General features: G+C 58.8%; 13 protein-coding genes. 4 read left to right on the top strand and 9 right to left on the bottom strand.

What is annotated here, in order from left to right; genetic code table 11:
• Window positions 1–22: 22 nt before the first annotated feature.
• The 5 genes from carA to grpE form a co-directional block, all read right to left on the bottom strand.
• Window positions 23–1,159 (bottom strand): glutamine-hydrolyzing carbamoyl-phosphate synthase small subunit, encoded by a 1,137-nt coding sequence (carA, locus tag ACZRMO_RS21980; protein ID WP_207045553.1) that lies wholly within the window; start codon window positions 1,157–1,159, stop codon window positions 23–25.
• A 259-nt stretch (window positions 1,160–1,418) separates the two neighbouring features.
• On the bottom strand, window positions 1,419–2,225 hold the full coding sequence (dapB, locus tag ACZRMO_RS21975) for a 4-hydroxy-tetrahydrodipicolinate reductase (RefSeq protein WP_463974210.1): 807 nt from the start codon (window positions 2,223–2,225) through the stop codon (window positions 1,419–1,421).
• 9 nt (window positions 2,226–2,234) lie between these two features.
• Window positions 2,235–3,359 carry a molecular chaperone DnaJ gene (gene dnaJ / locus ACZRMO_RS21970; RefSeq protein ID WP_124527764.1) on the bottom strand — a complete coding sequence of 375 codons (1,125 nt, stop codon included), beginning with the start codon at window positions 3,357–3,359 and terminating at the stop codon, window positions 2,235–2,237.
• A 317-nt stretch (window positions 3,360–3,676) separates the two neighbouring features.
• Complete coding sequence (gene dnaK, locus ACZRMO_RS21965) at window positions 3,677–5,593, bottom strand: molecular chaperone DnaK (RefSeq protein WP_463974209.1); 1,917 nt, start codon at window positions 5,591–5,593, stop codon at window positions 3,677–3,679.
• A 102-nt stretch (window positions 5,594–5,695) separates the two neighbouring features.
• Complete coding sequence (grpE, locus tag ACZRMO_RS21960; RefSeq protein WP_463974208.1) at window positions 5,696–6,256, bottom strand: nucleotide exchange factor GrpE; 561 nt, start codon at window positions 6,254–6,256, stop codon at window positions 5,696–5,698.
• 254 nt (window positions 6,257–6,510) lie between these two features.
• Between grpE and recN the strand changes: the two genes are divergently transcribed.
• Window positions 6,511–8,184, top strand: coding sequence for a DNA repair protein RecN (gene recN, locus ACZRMO_RS21955; RefSeq protein WP_124527767.1), 1,674 nt, complete (start codon window positions 6,511–6,513; stop codon window positions 8,182–8,184).
• A gap of 86 nt (window positions 8,185–8,270) precedes the next feature.
• Here the strand turns inward: recN and fur are convergent, their stop codons facing one another.
• Window positions 8,271–8,675 (bottom strand): ferric iron uptake transcriptional regulator, encoded by a 405-nt coding sequence (gene fur, locus ACZRMO_RS21950; RefSeq protein WP_207045611.1) that lies wholly within the window; start codon window positions 8,673–8,675, stop codon window positions 8,271–8,273.
• A 98-nt stretch (window positions 8,676–8,773) separates the two neighbouring features.
• Here fur and ACZRMO_RS21945 point away from each other — a divergent pair, with 98 nt between their 5' ends.
• Window positions 8,774–9,301 carry an outer membrane protein assembly factor BamE gene (locus tag ACZRMO_RS21945; RefSeq protein ID WP_463974207.1) on the top strand — a complete coding sequence of 176 codons (528 nt, stop codon included), beginning with the start codon at window positions 8,774–8,776 and terminating at the stop codon, window positions 9,299–9,301.
• A 63-nt stretch (window positions 9,302–9,364) separates the two neighbouring features.
• Here ACZRMO_RS21945 and ACZRMO_RS21940 read toward each other — a convergent pair whose 3' ends face one another.
• Complete coding sequence (locus ACZRMO_RS21940) at window positions 9,365–9,667, bottom strand: RnfH family protein (RefSeq protein ID WP_124527770.1); 303 nt, start codon at window positions 9,665–9,667, stop codon at window positions 9,365–9,367.
• Entirely contained in the window at window positions 9,660–10,094 is a 435-nt protein-coding gene (locus tag ACZRMO_RS21935) for a type II toxin-antitoxin system RatA family toxin (RefSeq protein WP_017735533.1), read from the bottom strand. The genes ACZRMO_RS21940 and ACZRMO_RS21935 overlap by 8 nt, the downstream gene beginning before the upstream one ends.
• Before the next feature lie 167 nt (window positions 10,095–10,261).
• On the opposite strand from ACZRMO_RS21935, the gene smpB reads away from it, so the two are divergent.
• On the top strand, window positions 10,262–10,744 hold the full coding sequence (gene smpB, locus ACZRMO_RS21930; protein WP_014719962.1) for an SsrA-binding protein SmpB: 483 nt from the start codon (window positions 10,262–10,264) through the stop codon (window positions 10,742–10,744).
• A gap of 38 nt (window positions 10,745–10,782) precedes the next feature.
• Here smpB and ACZRMO_RS21925 read toward each other — a convergent pair whose 3' ends face one another.
• Window positions 10,783–11,550 carry a GntR family transcriptional regulator gene (locus ACZRMO_RS21925; RefSeq protein WP_463974206.1) on the bottom strand — a complete coding sequence of 256 codons (768 nt, stop codon included), beginning with the start codon at window positions 11,548–11,550 and terminating at the stop codon, window positions 10,783–10,785.
• Window positions 11,551–11,811: 261 nt separating this feature from the next.
• On the opposite strand from ACZRMO_RS21925, the gene ACZRMO_RS21920 reads away from it, so the two are divergent.
• Window positions 11,812–13,506: a lactate permease LctP family transporter gene (locus ACZRMO_RS21920; protein WP_017735531.1), complete on the top strand. Its 1,695-nt coding sequence runs from the start codon at window positions 11,812–11,814 to the stop codon at window positions 13,504–13,506.
• The last annotated feature ends 26 nt before the right edge of the window (window positions 13,507–13,532 follow it).

Here is a 13,532-nt window from a genome sequence, read left to right as displayed (position 1 = left end):
GGGCCGCCCGCAGGCCGCTCAGTCAGCGTCGCTTGGCCATCTCATTGATGAAACGGTCGAACAGCGGCGCTACGTCGTTCGGGCCCGGGCTGGCTTCAGGGTGGCCCTGGAAGCTGAACGCGCTCTTGTCAGTGCGCTCGATGCCTTGCAGGGAACCGTCGAACAGCGACTTGTGAATTGCGCGGACGTTGCCCGGCAAGGTCGCTTCATCCACCGCAAAACCGTGGTTCTGGCTGGTGATCATGACGACGCCAGTGTCCAGGTCCTGCACAGGGTGGTTGGCACCGTGATGGCCGTGACCCATTTTCAGGGTCTTGGCGCCGGAGGCCAGAGCCAGCAGTTGGTGACCAAGGCAGATACCGAATACCGGAATCTCGGTCTCCAGCACTTCCTTGATCGCCTGGATGGCGTAGTCGCACGGTTCCGGATCACCTGGGCCGTTGGACAGGAACACGCCGTCCGGTTGCAGGGCGAGCACGTCGCTGGCAGGGGTTTGCGCCGGCACCACGGTCACGCGGCAACCGCGCTCGACCAGCATGCGCAGGATGTTGTACTTGACGCCGTAGTCGTAGGCCACGACGTGGTATGGCAGGTCAGCGGCTTCGATGGTCGCGTGGCTGTCGGTCTTCAAGTCCCAGACAGTAGAGCGCCACTCGTACGATTCCTTGGTGCTGACGACTTTCGCCAGGTCCATGCCCTTCAGGCCAGGGAAGCCCTGCGCTGCAGCAATCGCCGCGGCTTCGGAAATGTTGTCACCGACCATGATGCAGCCGTTCTGCGAGCCTTTTTCACGCAGGATGCGTGTCAGGCGGCGCGTATCGATACCGGCGATTGCCACAACGTTGTTGGCTTTCAGGTAATCGGACAGCGACATCGTGTTACGCCAGTTGCTCGCAACCAGTGGCAGGTCACGAATCACCAGGCCAGCGGACCAGACGCGATCGGACTCGATGTCTTCCGGTGTAGTACCGGTGTTGCCGATGTGCGGATAGGTCAGGGTAACGATCTGTTGGGCGTAGGAAGGATCGGTAAGGATTTCCTGATAGCCGGTCATGGCGGTGTTGAACACCACCTCTCCAACGGTCTGACCGTCGGCTCCAATGGCTTCGCCGCGAAAAATGCTGCCATCAGCAAGGGCGAGTATGGCTGGCTTAGTCAAGAAGACCTCCCGTAAATAAAGCCTGAAAGGGCGATCGCAGGTTGTAAAAAAGCGGAGTGACGTATGGACACGTCACCCCGCTTCTTCACTGAATTATTCTGCGCGCTTTTAGTGGACACACTAAAGCTGTAGCTTACAGAAAAAGGCTTTTTTGGTCCACCGCTAATGAGCCGAAAAGGCAGGGGAATGCGACAGGACGTCGCTTAGCGGGTAAAAACGGGGCCTTAGGATAATCCTGAGGCCCCGTTTTAGCTACTGATTAGTGCAGATCCAGCACATCGCGCATGTCGTACAGACCAGGCGTACGACCTTCCAACCACAGCGCGGCACGTACCGCACCCTTGGCAAAGGTCATGCGACTGGACGCCTTGTGCGTGATTTCCAGGCGCTCACCTTCAGTGGCGAACAGCACCGTGTGATCACCCACCACATCACCACCGCGCACGGTCGCAAACCCAATGGTGTCACGCGCACGCTCACCGGTATGGCCTTCACGGCCGTAAACCGCCACCTTCGACAGATCACGGCCCAGCGCATCGGCAATCGCCTCACCCATGCGCAGCGCAGTGCCCGACGGTGCGTCGATCTTGTGACGGTGATGGGTTTCGATAATCTCGATATCCGCTTCATCACCCAGCACACGAGCAGCCAGATCCAGCAGCTTGAGCGACAGATTCACGCCGACACTGAAGTTGGCAGCGAACACGACAGGAATCTCCTTGCCCGCCTCCACCAGCAACTGCTTCTGCTCAGCACTCAAGCCCGTAGTGCCGATAACCATGGCCTTGCCCGCCTTGCGACAGAACGCCAGGTTCTTCAGCATTACGTCCGGCAGCGTGAAGTCGATCAGCACGTCGAACTTATCGGCTACCTGCTCCAGGTCGCCCGACATCGGAACACCGATACGCCCCAACGAGGCCAACTCACCGGCGTCCGCACCGATCAACGTGCTGCCGGGGCGAACGATCGCCGCCGTCAGCCCAGAAACCGGCGAGCGCTGCTGCACCGCCTCGATCAGCGTCTTGCCCATGCGCCCGGCAGCGCCCATTACGGCTATACGTCGCATATTCATTCCTTACAGATCGCCGAAGAAGCGCTTCACGCCATCGAAAAAGCCCGTGGTCTTTGGCGAGTGGGAGTCATCACCTGCCAGGGAGCTGCGGAATTCCTCAAGCAGTTCGCGCTGGCGACGGTTCAGGTTGACCGGCGTCTCGATCGCCACACGGCACATCAGGTCGCCAGCACCGCCACCGCGCACCGGCGCAACGCCTTTGCCGCGGATACGGAACTGCTTGCCGGTCTGGGTCCCTTCTGGAATCTTGAGCTTCACTCGACCGTCAAGGGTCGGAATCTCCAACTCGCCGCCCAAGGCCGCATCAACAAAGCTGATCGGCACTTCGCAGAACAGGTGCTTGCCGTCACGCTGGAAGATCGAGTGCTCACGCACATTGATCACCACGTACAGGTCGCCCGTAGGCCCGCCCTGGGTACCCGCCTCGCCTTCGCCCGACAGGCGGATGCGATCACCGGTATCGACGCCCGCCGGCACTTTCACCGAAAGGGTCTTGTACTCTTCGACACGGCCTTCGCCGTGGCAGGAATCGCACGGATCGGAAATGATCTTGCCCTGACCATGGCAACGCGGGCAGGTCTGCTGCACCGAGAAAAAGCCCTGCTGCATACGGACCTGACCAATACCGCCACACGTCGGGCAGGTGATCGGCGAGGAGCCTTTCTTCGCGCCCGAACCATCGCACGGCGTGCAGTTGACCAGCGTCGGCACGCGGATGTTGACGCTGGTGCCGCGCACGGCTTCTTCCAGGTTCAGCTCCAGGGTGTAGCGCAAGTCGCTGCCACGCTGGGCACCACCACGCTGGCCACCACGGCCACCGCCGAAGAAGTCACTGAAGACATCGCCGAAGATATCGGAGAAGTTCTGACCGCCAAAACCGGCGCCACCGCCACCCATGCTCGGATCGACACCGGCATGGCCGTACTGGTCGTAGGCCGCACGCTTGTTGGGATCAGACAAGCATTCGTAGGCCTCGTTGGCCTCTTTGAACAGTTCTTCGGATTCTTTGCTATCCGGGTTACGGTCCGGGTGATGCTTCATCGCCAGGCGACGGTAAGCCTTCTTCAGGTCCGCCTCGCTGGAGCTGCGCTCCACACCCAACACAATGTAATAGTCACGCTTTGCCATAAGTCTTTGCACTCTTAAGGACGTTCGGCCAGACCCTCCTGAGCCCTGCCAAACTCGTTGAGCCCCAATACAGGCCCGGACCCAACTCACGTCAATTCAACGATCCTGGTCATTACTACTTTTAGCCAGGTACCCGGCCAAAAATGCGGTAATTACTGCTCGGAAAGCAGGAGCATTCCCGATCACACCGCCAGCACCCGAACGCTGTCGCATGCTGTAAAAATTCGTATACCCCAGACACGCCAACGCGGGAGCAAGCTCCCGCGCGGCGACATCCTACCAGTCACCGCTTGATAGCGGTCAACCGGGCGACCAACTTACTTCTGGTCTTTTACTTCTTCGAACTCGGCATCGACAACGTCGTCGTGCTTGGCTTCAGGCTCTGCCTGTTGCGCTGCACCGTCCGCTGGCTGACCTTGTTCGGCGTACATCTTCTGAGCAACCGGCGCGGAGACTTTCGACAGCTCCTCAACCTTGGCATCGATGGCAGCCTTGTCGTCGCCTTTGATAGCGGCTTCCAGGGCAACCACGGCAGCTTCGATTGCGGTCTTCTCTTCGTCAGTCACCTTGTCGCCTGCATCAGCAACCATTTTGCGCGTCGAGTGAACCAGGGCATCACCTTGGTTACGGGCGCCAGCCAATTCTGCAAACTTGGCATCCGCATCAGCGTTGGCTTCCGCATCACGAATCATCTGTTGAATTTCTTCATCAGACAGACCGGAGTTGGCCTTGATCGTGATCTTCTGCTCTTTGCCAGTCGCCTTGTCTTTCGCGCCGACGTGCAGGATGCCGTTGGCGTCGATGTCGAAGGTCACTTCGATTTGTGGCACGCCACGTGGTGCTGGTGGAATCTCGGCCAGGTCGAACTTGCCCAGGGACTTGTTCTGAGCAGCCTGTTTGCGCTCACCTTGCAGCACGTGAATGGTCACAGCGCCCTGGTTGTCATCGGCAGTCGAGAACACTTGCGATTTCTTGGTAGGAATCGTGGTGTTTTTCTCGATCAGCGCGGTCATCACGCCGCCCATGGTTTCGATACCCAGGGTCAGCGGGCTGACGTCCAGCAGCAGCACGTCTTTCACGTCGCCGGCCAATACCGCGCCCTGGATAGCAGCACCCATGGCAACCGCTTCGTCCGGGTTCACGTCTTTACGTGCTTCCTTGCCGAAGAACTCGGTAACTTTCTGCTGAACCAATGGCATACGGGTCTGACCGCCCACCAGGATCACGTCGTTGATCGCGCCAACGTCGATACCGGCGTCTTTCAGAGCAATGCGGCAAGGCTCGATGGTGCGCTGAACCAGGTCTTCGACCAGCGATTCCAACTTGGCGCGAGAAATCTTCACGTTCAAGTGCTTAGGACCGGTGGCATCTGCAGTGATGTACGGCAGGTTCACGTCGGTCGCATTGCTGGACGACAGTTCGATCTTGGCTTTCTCAGCGGCTTCTTTCAGGCGCTGCATCGCCAGCGGGTCACCTTTGAGGTTCATGCCGCTTTCTTTCTTGAATTCGTCGACGAGGTAGTCGATCAGACGAATGTCAAAGTCTTCACCGCCCAGGAAGGTGTCACCGTTGGTGGCCAACACTTCAAACTGGTGCTCGCCGTCAACTTCAGCGATCTCGATCACGGAGACGTCGAAAGTACCACCACCCAGGTCATAAACGATCACAGTGTGGTCGCCTTTGGCCTTGTCCATACCGTAAGCCAGAGCAGCTGCGGTTGGTTCGTTGATGATACGTTTTACGTCCAGGCCCGCAATGCGGCCGGCGTCTTTGGTCGCCTGGCGCTGGCTGTCGTTGAAGTAGGCTGGAACGGTGATCACCGCTTCAGTCACTGGCTCACCGAGGTAGTCTTCGGCAGTCTTCTTCATCTTTTTCAAGACTTCAGCCGAGATCTGTGGAGCGGACATTTTCTGGCCGTTCACTTCAACCCAGGCGTCACCGTTGTCAGCCTTGGCGATTTTGTACGGAACCATCTTGATGTCTTTCTGTACGACTTCTTCGTCGAACTTACGACCGATCAGACGTTTTACTGCGTACAGGGTGTTGTGCGGGTTGGTTACAGCCTGGCGCTTGGCCGACTGACCCACAAGAATCTCACCGTCATTGGCGTAAGCAATGATCGACGGCGTAGTACGCGCGCCTTCGGCGTTTTCGATAACTTTAGCTTTACCGTTTTCCAGAACGGAGACACACGAGTTGGTGGTCCCCAGGTCGATACCGATAATTTTGCCCATGATTTACTCTCCCGAAACTTGAATTTGGTTGCCGCAGCAGTTGTGGCTAACTGCGGTAGCACTTAAACGCTTGACTTATAGATGGGGGCCTTGCGGCGAATTTCAAGCCTGCTCATCAATAGAAGGTGCAACGGGTGCAGGAGCCTTGCTCACTACCACCATTGCCGGGCGCAGCAAGCGACCGTTGAGCAGGTAACCCTTCTGGAACGTCTTCAGCACGCTGTTCGGCTCAAGATCATGGCTTTCCTGCATGGCCATGGCCTGGTGATGGTCAGCGTTGAACGGCTCGCCGCCTTGTGGATCAACCGCTTCCAACTGATAACGCTTCAGGGTGTCCTGGAACATTTTCAGGGTCAGTTCGATCCCTTCGCGCATTGGCCGGATGTTTTCGTCTTCCGCGTTGGACAACTCAAGACCACGTTCCAGGCTGTCGATGATCGGCAGCAAGTCACCGGCGAATTTTTCCAGTGCGAACTTGTGAGCCTTTTCTACATCCTGCTCGGCACGGCGGCGGACGTTCTGCAGATCGGCGGCAACACGCAAAGCCTGATCATTCGCAGCGGCCAATTGCTCTTCGAGCACTTGCACACGAGTTGCCATGTCATCGCCGGCAGCCGCATTAGCGTCTGGAGTTTGCGTATCCTGCGTCTGTTCGTCAGCCATAGTTTTCTCCTTTCAAAATCATGCGCGAACTCAACTCGCGCTTCTGTTCCGGTATATGGGGCCACAATTTCCAGGTTCAAGGGCGCGAGCATTACCAAAAGTCTTTCGTGTGTCCGGGATCAATTCCTGGGCAGTCATTCCTGATTGCGCTAAAAAAACAAGCCATTCAAGCAAATCGAGCTAAGCGTCAGGATTGTCAGCTCAGAACAAAACACTGTATAAATAACCAGACCTAACGCCTGGGAGCGGCCGTCATGCTCGTGCACCTGTCTGTACATAACTACGCCATCGTTGAACACCTGGATCTCGAACTGGATCGCGGGATGAGCGTAATCACAGGCGAAACCGGCGCCGGCAAGTCGATCATGCTCGACGCCCTGGGCCTTACCCTCGGCGACCGCGCCGACAGCGGCGTTGTGCGCCCAGGCGCAGACAAGGCCGACATCCTGGCGACCTTCGACCTGGCGGACATTCCAGAAGCCGAAGCCTGGCTCGCCGAACGCGACCTGAATAACGACGGCCCGTGCATCCTGCGCCGGGTCATCACTGCCGAAGGCCGCTCACGCGGCTATATCAACGGCACGCCCTGCCCCCTTGGCGACCTGAAAGCCCTGGGCGAGTTGCTGATCGATATCCACAGCCAGCACGAACACCAGTCCCTGCTGAAAACCGACACTCACCGCCGCCTGCTCGACGAGTACGCCGGCGCCACCGACCTTGCGCGCCAAGTGCAGTTGGCAGCCCAGCGCTGGCGCCAGACGCGCCAGGAACTGGAACGCCTGTCCAATTCCGGTGACGAGCAGCGCGCTCGCCACCAATTGCTCAGCTATCAACTCGAAGAACTCGAAAGCCTGGGCCTGGGCGAAACCGAGCTGGAGCAACTTGAGCAGGAACACAAGAACCTCACCAACGCCGAAACCCTGCTGGGCATCTGCCGCCAGGTGGTCGAGCAATGCAGCGAGAGCGATTCAGGCAATGTGCTCAATGCGCTGACCGCCAGCCTCAATCGCCTCTCCAGCGTGAACAATGCCGCAGGCTCCTTGAACGAAGCGACCACTCTGCTGACCAGCGCGCAGATCCAGGTCGAGGAAGCCGTCGGCGAGCTGAATCGCTTTCTGGACCACTTCGATGCCGACCCGGCACGCCTGCAGGAAATCGAAGAGCGCCTGGACACTATCTATACCCTGGCGCGCAAGCATCGAATCCAGCCGACCGAAGTGGCGACGATGCAGCAGAAACTGCTGGATGAAATCGAAACCCTGAACGCCAATGACGAATCCATTGAGCGCCTTGCCGATGAGCTTGCTGCTTTTGCCAGGCACTACCAGGAGAAAGCACGAGAGCTGAGCGACCTGCGCCAACAGGCTGCCAGCGGCCTTGCCAGCGCCGTGGAACAGGAAATCCAGCGACTGGGTATGCCTGGCGGACGTTTCACCATTGAGTTGCGCGCCAATGCCAACAACGAACTGCAACCCCACGGCCTCGAACACGTCGAGCTGCTGGTCAGCGCCAACCCCGGGCAACCGCTAAAGGCACTGGCAAAAGTGGCGTCCGGTGGTGAGCTGTCGCGGATCAGCCTGGCGATCCAGGTCATTACCGCGCAAACGTCGCGCGTGCCAACGCTGGTATTCGATGAAGTAGACGTGGGCATTGGCGGGCCGACCGCGGAAATTGTCGGCCAACTGCTACGTCGCCTGGGGGATCGCGGCCAGGTACTGACGGTCACGCACTTGCCACAGGTAGCGGCCCAAGGGCATCAACACCTGTTTGTACATAAAGTGCGCGGGAGCGATGCGACCCACACGGCCGTATCCAAGCTGAATAAGTCGGAACGCGTGGAAGAGGTAGCGCGGATGCTCGGTGGCATCGACCTGACCAAAGAGTCGCTGGCACATGCGAAGAAAATGGTAGTGGCGTCGAAGGCCTGATCTGCCATTTTCACCCTCATATAGAAAGCACGAAGGCGACCCTAGGGTCGCCTTCGATCGTTTCACAGGGCAAATCTGCGCTGTTTTTACTTTTTCTTACGGATGTACAACACGAGATTGTGGTCAACCAAATCGAAGCCATGGTCCTCAGCAATCTTATGCTGCAGCGCCTCGATCTCTGGGCTGGTGAACTCGATAACCTCATTGGTATCCAGGTCAACCATGTGGTCATGATGACCACCGTCAGCCAGTTCAAACACCGCATGGCCACCGTCGAAATTGTGACGAACCACCAGCCCTGCGGCCTCAAACTGGGTCAGTACACGGTAAACCGTGGCCAGGCCAACGTCTTCGTTCGAGTCCATCAGCGCCTTGTAGACATCTTCGGCACTCATGTGGCGCTGCTCAGCAGAATCGAGCATTTGTAGAATCTTGACTCGTGGCAGAGTCACTTTAAGACCGGCTTTGCGTAGTTCGCTATTTTCAACCATGGTTAGCTTTCTCGCGGATGCTGCTTCGCAGCTTCTCTTAATACGGGTATGATCGGCGTTTACGTTGTCCCAGCCAAGATAGTGGAAGTCGCCCACCGATGCAAAACACCAAGCTCTTGCTAACCAGTTTCACCTTTGTGGGACTGCTCGCACTCGCCGGTTGTTCATTCCCCGGGGTTTACAAAATCGACATCCAGCAGGGCAATGTCGTCACGCAGGACATGATAGACCAGTTACGCCCGGGAATGACCCGACGGCAAGTACGGTTTATCATGGGCAACCCCCTGCTGACCGACACTTTCCATGCTGATCGCTGGGATTATCTCTACAGCATCCAGCCTGGTGGCGGTGAACGCCAACAGGAACGCGTCAGCGTCATTTTTAATGGCAATGACCAGCTTGTGAGCCTGTCCGGTGACTTCATGCCTGGCGTAAGCCGCGATGAAGCCTTGCTCGGCAAGGACAACGGCACCGACGTGACTGCGCCAGCGCAGGAAGCCGAGAAGCCGAAGTCCGAAGTTCCTGCCAAGCCAGGTTCCCTGCTCGACAAGATCCAGAAAGACGTCGACGGCGTGGAGACTGTTCCAGTCCCAACGCCGCAACCGCTGGACACCAGCCCGCAGTAAGTTTGCGGCGCTCAACAAAAAGCCCGGCATGCCGGGCTTTTTGTTGCCTGCCATTTGGCAAGCCTAGGAATTCTGTTGCCTGGCCAAGGCAGCCTTGGCGGCACGCAACCGGCGCACCTCCTTTGGATCAGCCTGCAAGGGCCGGTAGATCTCAATCCGATCTCCCGCTTGCACAGCCCGAACCTCAGGGTCGGCAACCACCTTGCCAAATATCCCCAACGGACACTCCGCCAGCGCCACCCCGGGAAACTGCGCCGCTATCCCCGATGCCTGCACTGCCGCCCGCAGGCTGGTGCCCGACGGTACCGCCACCACTCGCAACACCTGGCGATCCTCGGCGGCATACACCACTTCAATCTCAACCATGCAGTTGCTTGGCGCGCTGGCAGAACGCGTCCACCAGGGTATTGGCCGCCTGATTGAACAAAGGCCCCAACGTCGCGCGCACAAGCGGGCCGGCGTAATCAAAAGAGAGATCCAGGCTGATCTTGCAAGCCTTGTCAGTCAGCGCCTTGAACACCCACACACCGTGAAGCTGGGTAAACGGCCCTTCCTGCAGATTCATCTCGATGGACTTCCCAGGCACCAGGACATTACGCGTAACAAAGTGCTGGCCAATCCCGCCCTTCGCCACGCCGACACTGGCCACCATGTGCTCATCACTGCTTTCCAGCACTTCGGCGGCCGAGCACCACGGCAAGAATTCCGGGTAACGCGCCACGTCGTTGACCAGGTCATAGAGCGCCTGCGCCGGATAGGGCAGCAGGGCCGAACGTTGAATGTGCGTCGTCATGTGAGCGTTATTTCCACTGCTGAGGCAAAACATCGCGAAACAACAGGCCGATCCGCGAGAGAAAAAAACCAAAGAACTGCCCGTATTGTCCGGGATTCATCCAACACGCTCAAGCACGCAGGTTGACCGTAGCCGACACGCTCGCAACTCCCTATAATGCCGCCCCTATGGCTAAACAAAAGAAACACCCCACAGGGACCATCGCGCAAAACAAAAAGGCGCGACACGATTACTTCATCGAACATCGGTTCGAGGCTGGCTTGGTCCTGGCCGGCTGGGAAGTAAAGAGTCTGCGTGCCAGCAAGCTGCAACTGGTTGACAGCTACGTGCTGCTCAAGGATGGCGAGGCGTGGCTGCTGGGCAGTCATATCACCCCGCTGACCACCGCGAGCACCCATGTGATTGCCGACCCGGTGCGTACACGCAAGCTATTGCTCAATGCGCGCGAGCTGGAAAAACTCGCCGCTGCCGTACAGCAGAAAGGCTATGCCTGCGTCTGCCTGTCCTGGTACTGGAGCAAGCACCTGGTCAAGTGCGAAATCGCACTGGGCAAGGGCAAGAAGGAATACGACAAACGCGATACCGAGCGCGAGCGCGACTCCAATCGCGAGCTGCATCGCGCCGTGCGCAACAAAGGCAAGGAGGAATAATCCTTGCCGCGCTGTAGCCTTGGGTGAGTCACCCTTGGCTACATGCCCTTACGCCGCTCCGCCCGCGCCACGCGCTGAACCTCCTGACGCACTTCCTCCAACACTTCCTGCACATACTGCAAATGACGTGTGGAGACCTCGCGCGCCTCCTCCGCCCGCCCTTCGATAATCGCCAGGTACAAATCCCGATGCTGACTGATCAGCATGTCGCGGGTTTCCGTACGCTGCTGATACATGCCACCAATGTTGGTCACCACATTACGCTTGAGCAAATCGAACAGCCCACGAATGGTATGCAGCAACACGGCGTTATGGCTGGCCTCGGCAATCGCCAGGTGAAAGCTCGCATCGGCCGCACCTTCCTCCGCCCGACTGACCTCATCGACACGCGTATAGCAGTCCTGCAGCGCCTCGAACGCCGCGGTCAGCCGCTCACGATCAACCTCGGTGGCGCGTAACGCCGCGTAATAAGCGCATGACGCTTCAAGGGTCTGACGAAACTCCAACAGATCACGCTGCGCCTCGGGATTGTTTTCCAACAGGTGCAGCAACGGGTCGCTGAACGTAGACCCTAACGAATCAACGACGTAGTTACCCCCGCCCTGGCGACTGACCAGCAAGCCCTTGGCCGCCAATTTCTGGATCGCCTCACGCAATGACGGGCGCGACACACCAAACTGCTCCGCCAATGCGCGCTCGGCCGGCAAGCGCTCGCCCGACTTCAGCGTGCCCTCAAGGATCATGCCCTCAAGCTGCTCGACAATATCGTCGGACAAACGGCGCTGACGCACCTGATCAAACCCCATAACTCACTCTCCACCATCCCGACCACTCGCCGGGCCCTCTATTCTCGCCTATCGCAGCGCTTGCAGCACCTATCAGAGCACCCTGGTTTTACCCGCTCAGATCCCCTCACCCACCGACCTACGACGAAAGTATCGCGGGCGGCAAATTGACACACCACCCCGAAGACTCTTAACCTAGCCAACAGCGATTGTAAATTGGTATTACCAATTAACCAAGCTAACAAAAAATGCATGACCAACAACAATTAGGGGCCACCCCATATGCAAACCTGGCAACAGCTCTACAGCCCTCTCGGCAGCCTTGGCCTGTCCGCACTGGCCGCCGTCATCCCCATCGTGTTCTTCTTTCTGGCCCTGGCCGTGTTCCGCCTCAAAGGCCACGTGGCCGGCAGCATCACGTTGGCCCTTTCGATCCTGGTGGCGATCTTTGCCTTCCAGATGCCTGTGGACATGGCGCTTGCCGCCGCCGGCTACGGTTTTGCCTACGGCCTGTGGCCCATCGCGTGGATCATCGTTGCCGCCGTATTCCTCTACAAATTGACCGTCAAGAGCGGCCAGTTCGAAGTCATCCGCAGCTCGGTCCTGTCGATCACTGACGATCAACGCCTGCAAGTGTTGTTGATTGGCTTCTGCTTCGGCGCCTTCCTCGAAGGTGCTGCCGGCTTTGGCGCCCCTGTGGCGATCACCGCCGCGCTGTTGGTGGGCCTGGGTTTCAACCCGCTGTACGCCGCCGGCCTGTGCCTGATCGCCAACACCGCACCGGTGGCGTTCGGCGCCCTGGGCATCCCGATCATCGTTGCTGGCCAAGTGACCGGCATCGACGCGTTCAAGATTGGCGCCATGACCGGCCGCCAACTGCCGCTGCTGTCGCTGTTCGTACCGTTCTGGCTGGTGTTCATGATGGACGGCCTGCGCGGCGTTCGTGAAACCTGGCCGGCCGCACTGGTCGCGGGCCTGAGCTTCGCCATCACGCAGTACTTCACGTCCAACTTCATTGGCCCGGAACTGCCGGATATCACCTCGGCCCTGGCCAGCCTGATTTCCCTGACCCTGTTCCTGAAAGTCTGGCAACCCAAGCGCACCGCAGGCGCACAGATTGCCGGCGCGACCACCAGTGCCGCCGTGACCGCCAGTGCCGGCGGCTTCGGCCTGCCCCGCAGCACCGTGGCGTCGCCTTACAGCCTGGGGGAAATTTTCAAGGCCTGGTCGCCCTTCCTGATCCTGACCGTGCTGGTCACCATCTGGACCCTCAAGCCGTTCAAGGCCATGTTCGCCGCTGGCGGCTCGATGTACAGCTGGGTGTTCAACTTCGCGATCCCGCACCTGGACCAGTTGGTGGTCAAGGTGGCCCCGATCGTGACCAACCCGACGGCGATTCCGGCCGTATTCAAGCTGGACCCGATCTCCGCAACCGGCACAGCGATTTTCTTCTCCGCACTGATCTCGATGCTGGTGCTGAAAATCGACATCAAAACTGGTCTGACCACTTTAAAAGAAACTTTCTACGAGCTGCGCTGGCCGATCCTGTCCATCGGCATGGTGCTGGCCTTTGCCTTCGTCACCAACTACTCCGGCATGTCGTCCACCATGGCGCTGGTATTGGCCGGCACGGGCGCAGCCTTCCCGTTCTTCTCGCCTTTCCTCGGCTGGCTGGGGGTTTTCCTGACAGGCTCGGACACCTCGTCCAACGCCCTGTTCAGCTCGTTGCAAGCCACCACTGCGCACCAGATCGGCGTCAATGACACCCTGCTGGTCGCGGCAAACACCAGCGGCGGCGTGACCGGCAAGATGATCTCGCCGCAATCAATCGCCGTGGCGTGCGCAGCCACTGGCCTGGTCGGCAAGGAATCGGACCTGTTCCGCTTCACACTCAAGCACAGCCTGTTCTTTGCCACCATCGTCGGCCTGATCACCCTGGCCCAGGCCTACTGGTTCACCGGTATGCTGGTGCACTAAGGCCTGCACGCAATAGAGTAAGAATC

The sequence above is a fragment of the Pseudomonas sp. B611 genome (assembly GCF_055407965.1).
This window is presented reverse-complemented; position numbering and strand designations above follow the sequence as displayed.

Bases quoted from the DNA above. Each gene is read 5' to 3' on its own strand.
- dnaJ (WP_124527764.1), bottom strand. From the start codon at position 3,359: ATGGCAAAGCGTGACTATTACATTGTGTTGGGTGTGGAGCGCAGCTCC.
- fur (WP_207045611.1), bottom strand. From the start codon at position 8,675: ATGGTTGAAAATAGCGAACTACGCAAAGCCGGTCTTAAAGTGACTCTG.
- smpB (WP_014719962.1), top strand. From the start codon at position 10,262: ATGGCTAAACAAAAGAAACACCCCACAGGGACCATCGCGCAAAACAAA.
- grpE (WP_463974208.1), bottom strand. From the start codon at position 6,256: ATGGCTGACGAACAGACGCAGGATACGCAAACTCCAGACGCTAATGCG.
- recN (WP_124527767.1), top strand. From the start codon at position 6,511: ATGCTCGTGCACCTGTCTGTACATAACTACGCCATCGTTGAACACCTG.
- ACZRMO_RS21935 (WP_017735533.1), bottom strand. From the start codon at position 10,094: ATGACGACGCACATTCAACGTTCGGCCCTGCTGCCCTATCCGGCGCAG.
- dnaK (WP_463974209.1), bottom strand. From the start codon at position 5,593: ATGGGCAAAATTATCGGTATCGACCTGGGGACCACCAACTCGTGTGTC.
- ACZRMO_RS21945 (WP_463974207.1), top strand. From the start codon at position 8,774: ATGCAAAACACCAAGCTCTTGCTAACCAGTTTCACCTTTGTGGGACTG.
- ACZRMO_RS21920 (WP_017735531.1), top strand. From the start codon at position 11,812: ATGCAAACCTGGCAACAGCTCTACAGCCCTCTCGGCAGCCTTGGCCTG.
- ACZRMO_RS21940 (WP_124527770.1), bottom strand. From the start codon at position 9,667: ATGGTTGAGATTGAAGTGGTGTATGCCGCCGAGGATCGCCAGGTGTTG.
- dapB (WP_463974210.1), bottom strand. From the start codon at position 2,225: ATGCGACGTATAGCCGTAATGGGCGCTGCCGGGCGCATGGGCAAGACG.
- ACZRMO_RS21925 (WP_463974206.1), bottom strand. From the start codon at position 11,550: ATGGGGTTTGATCAGGTGCGTCAGCGCCGTTTGTCCGACGATATTGTC.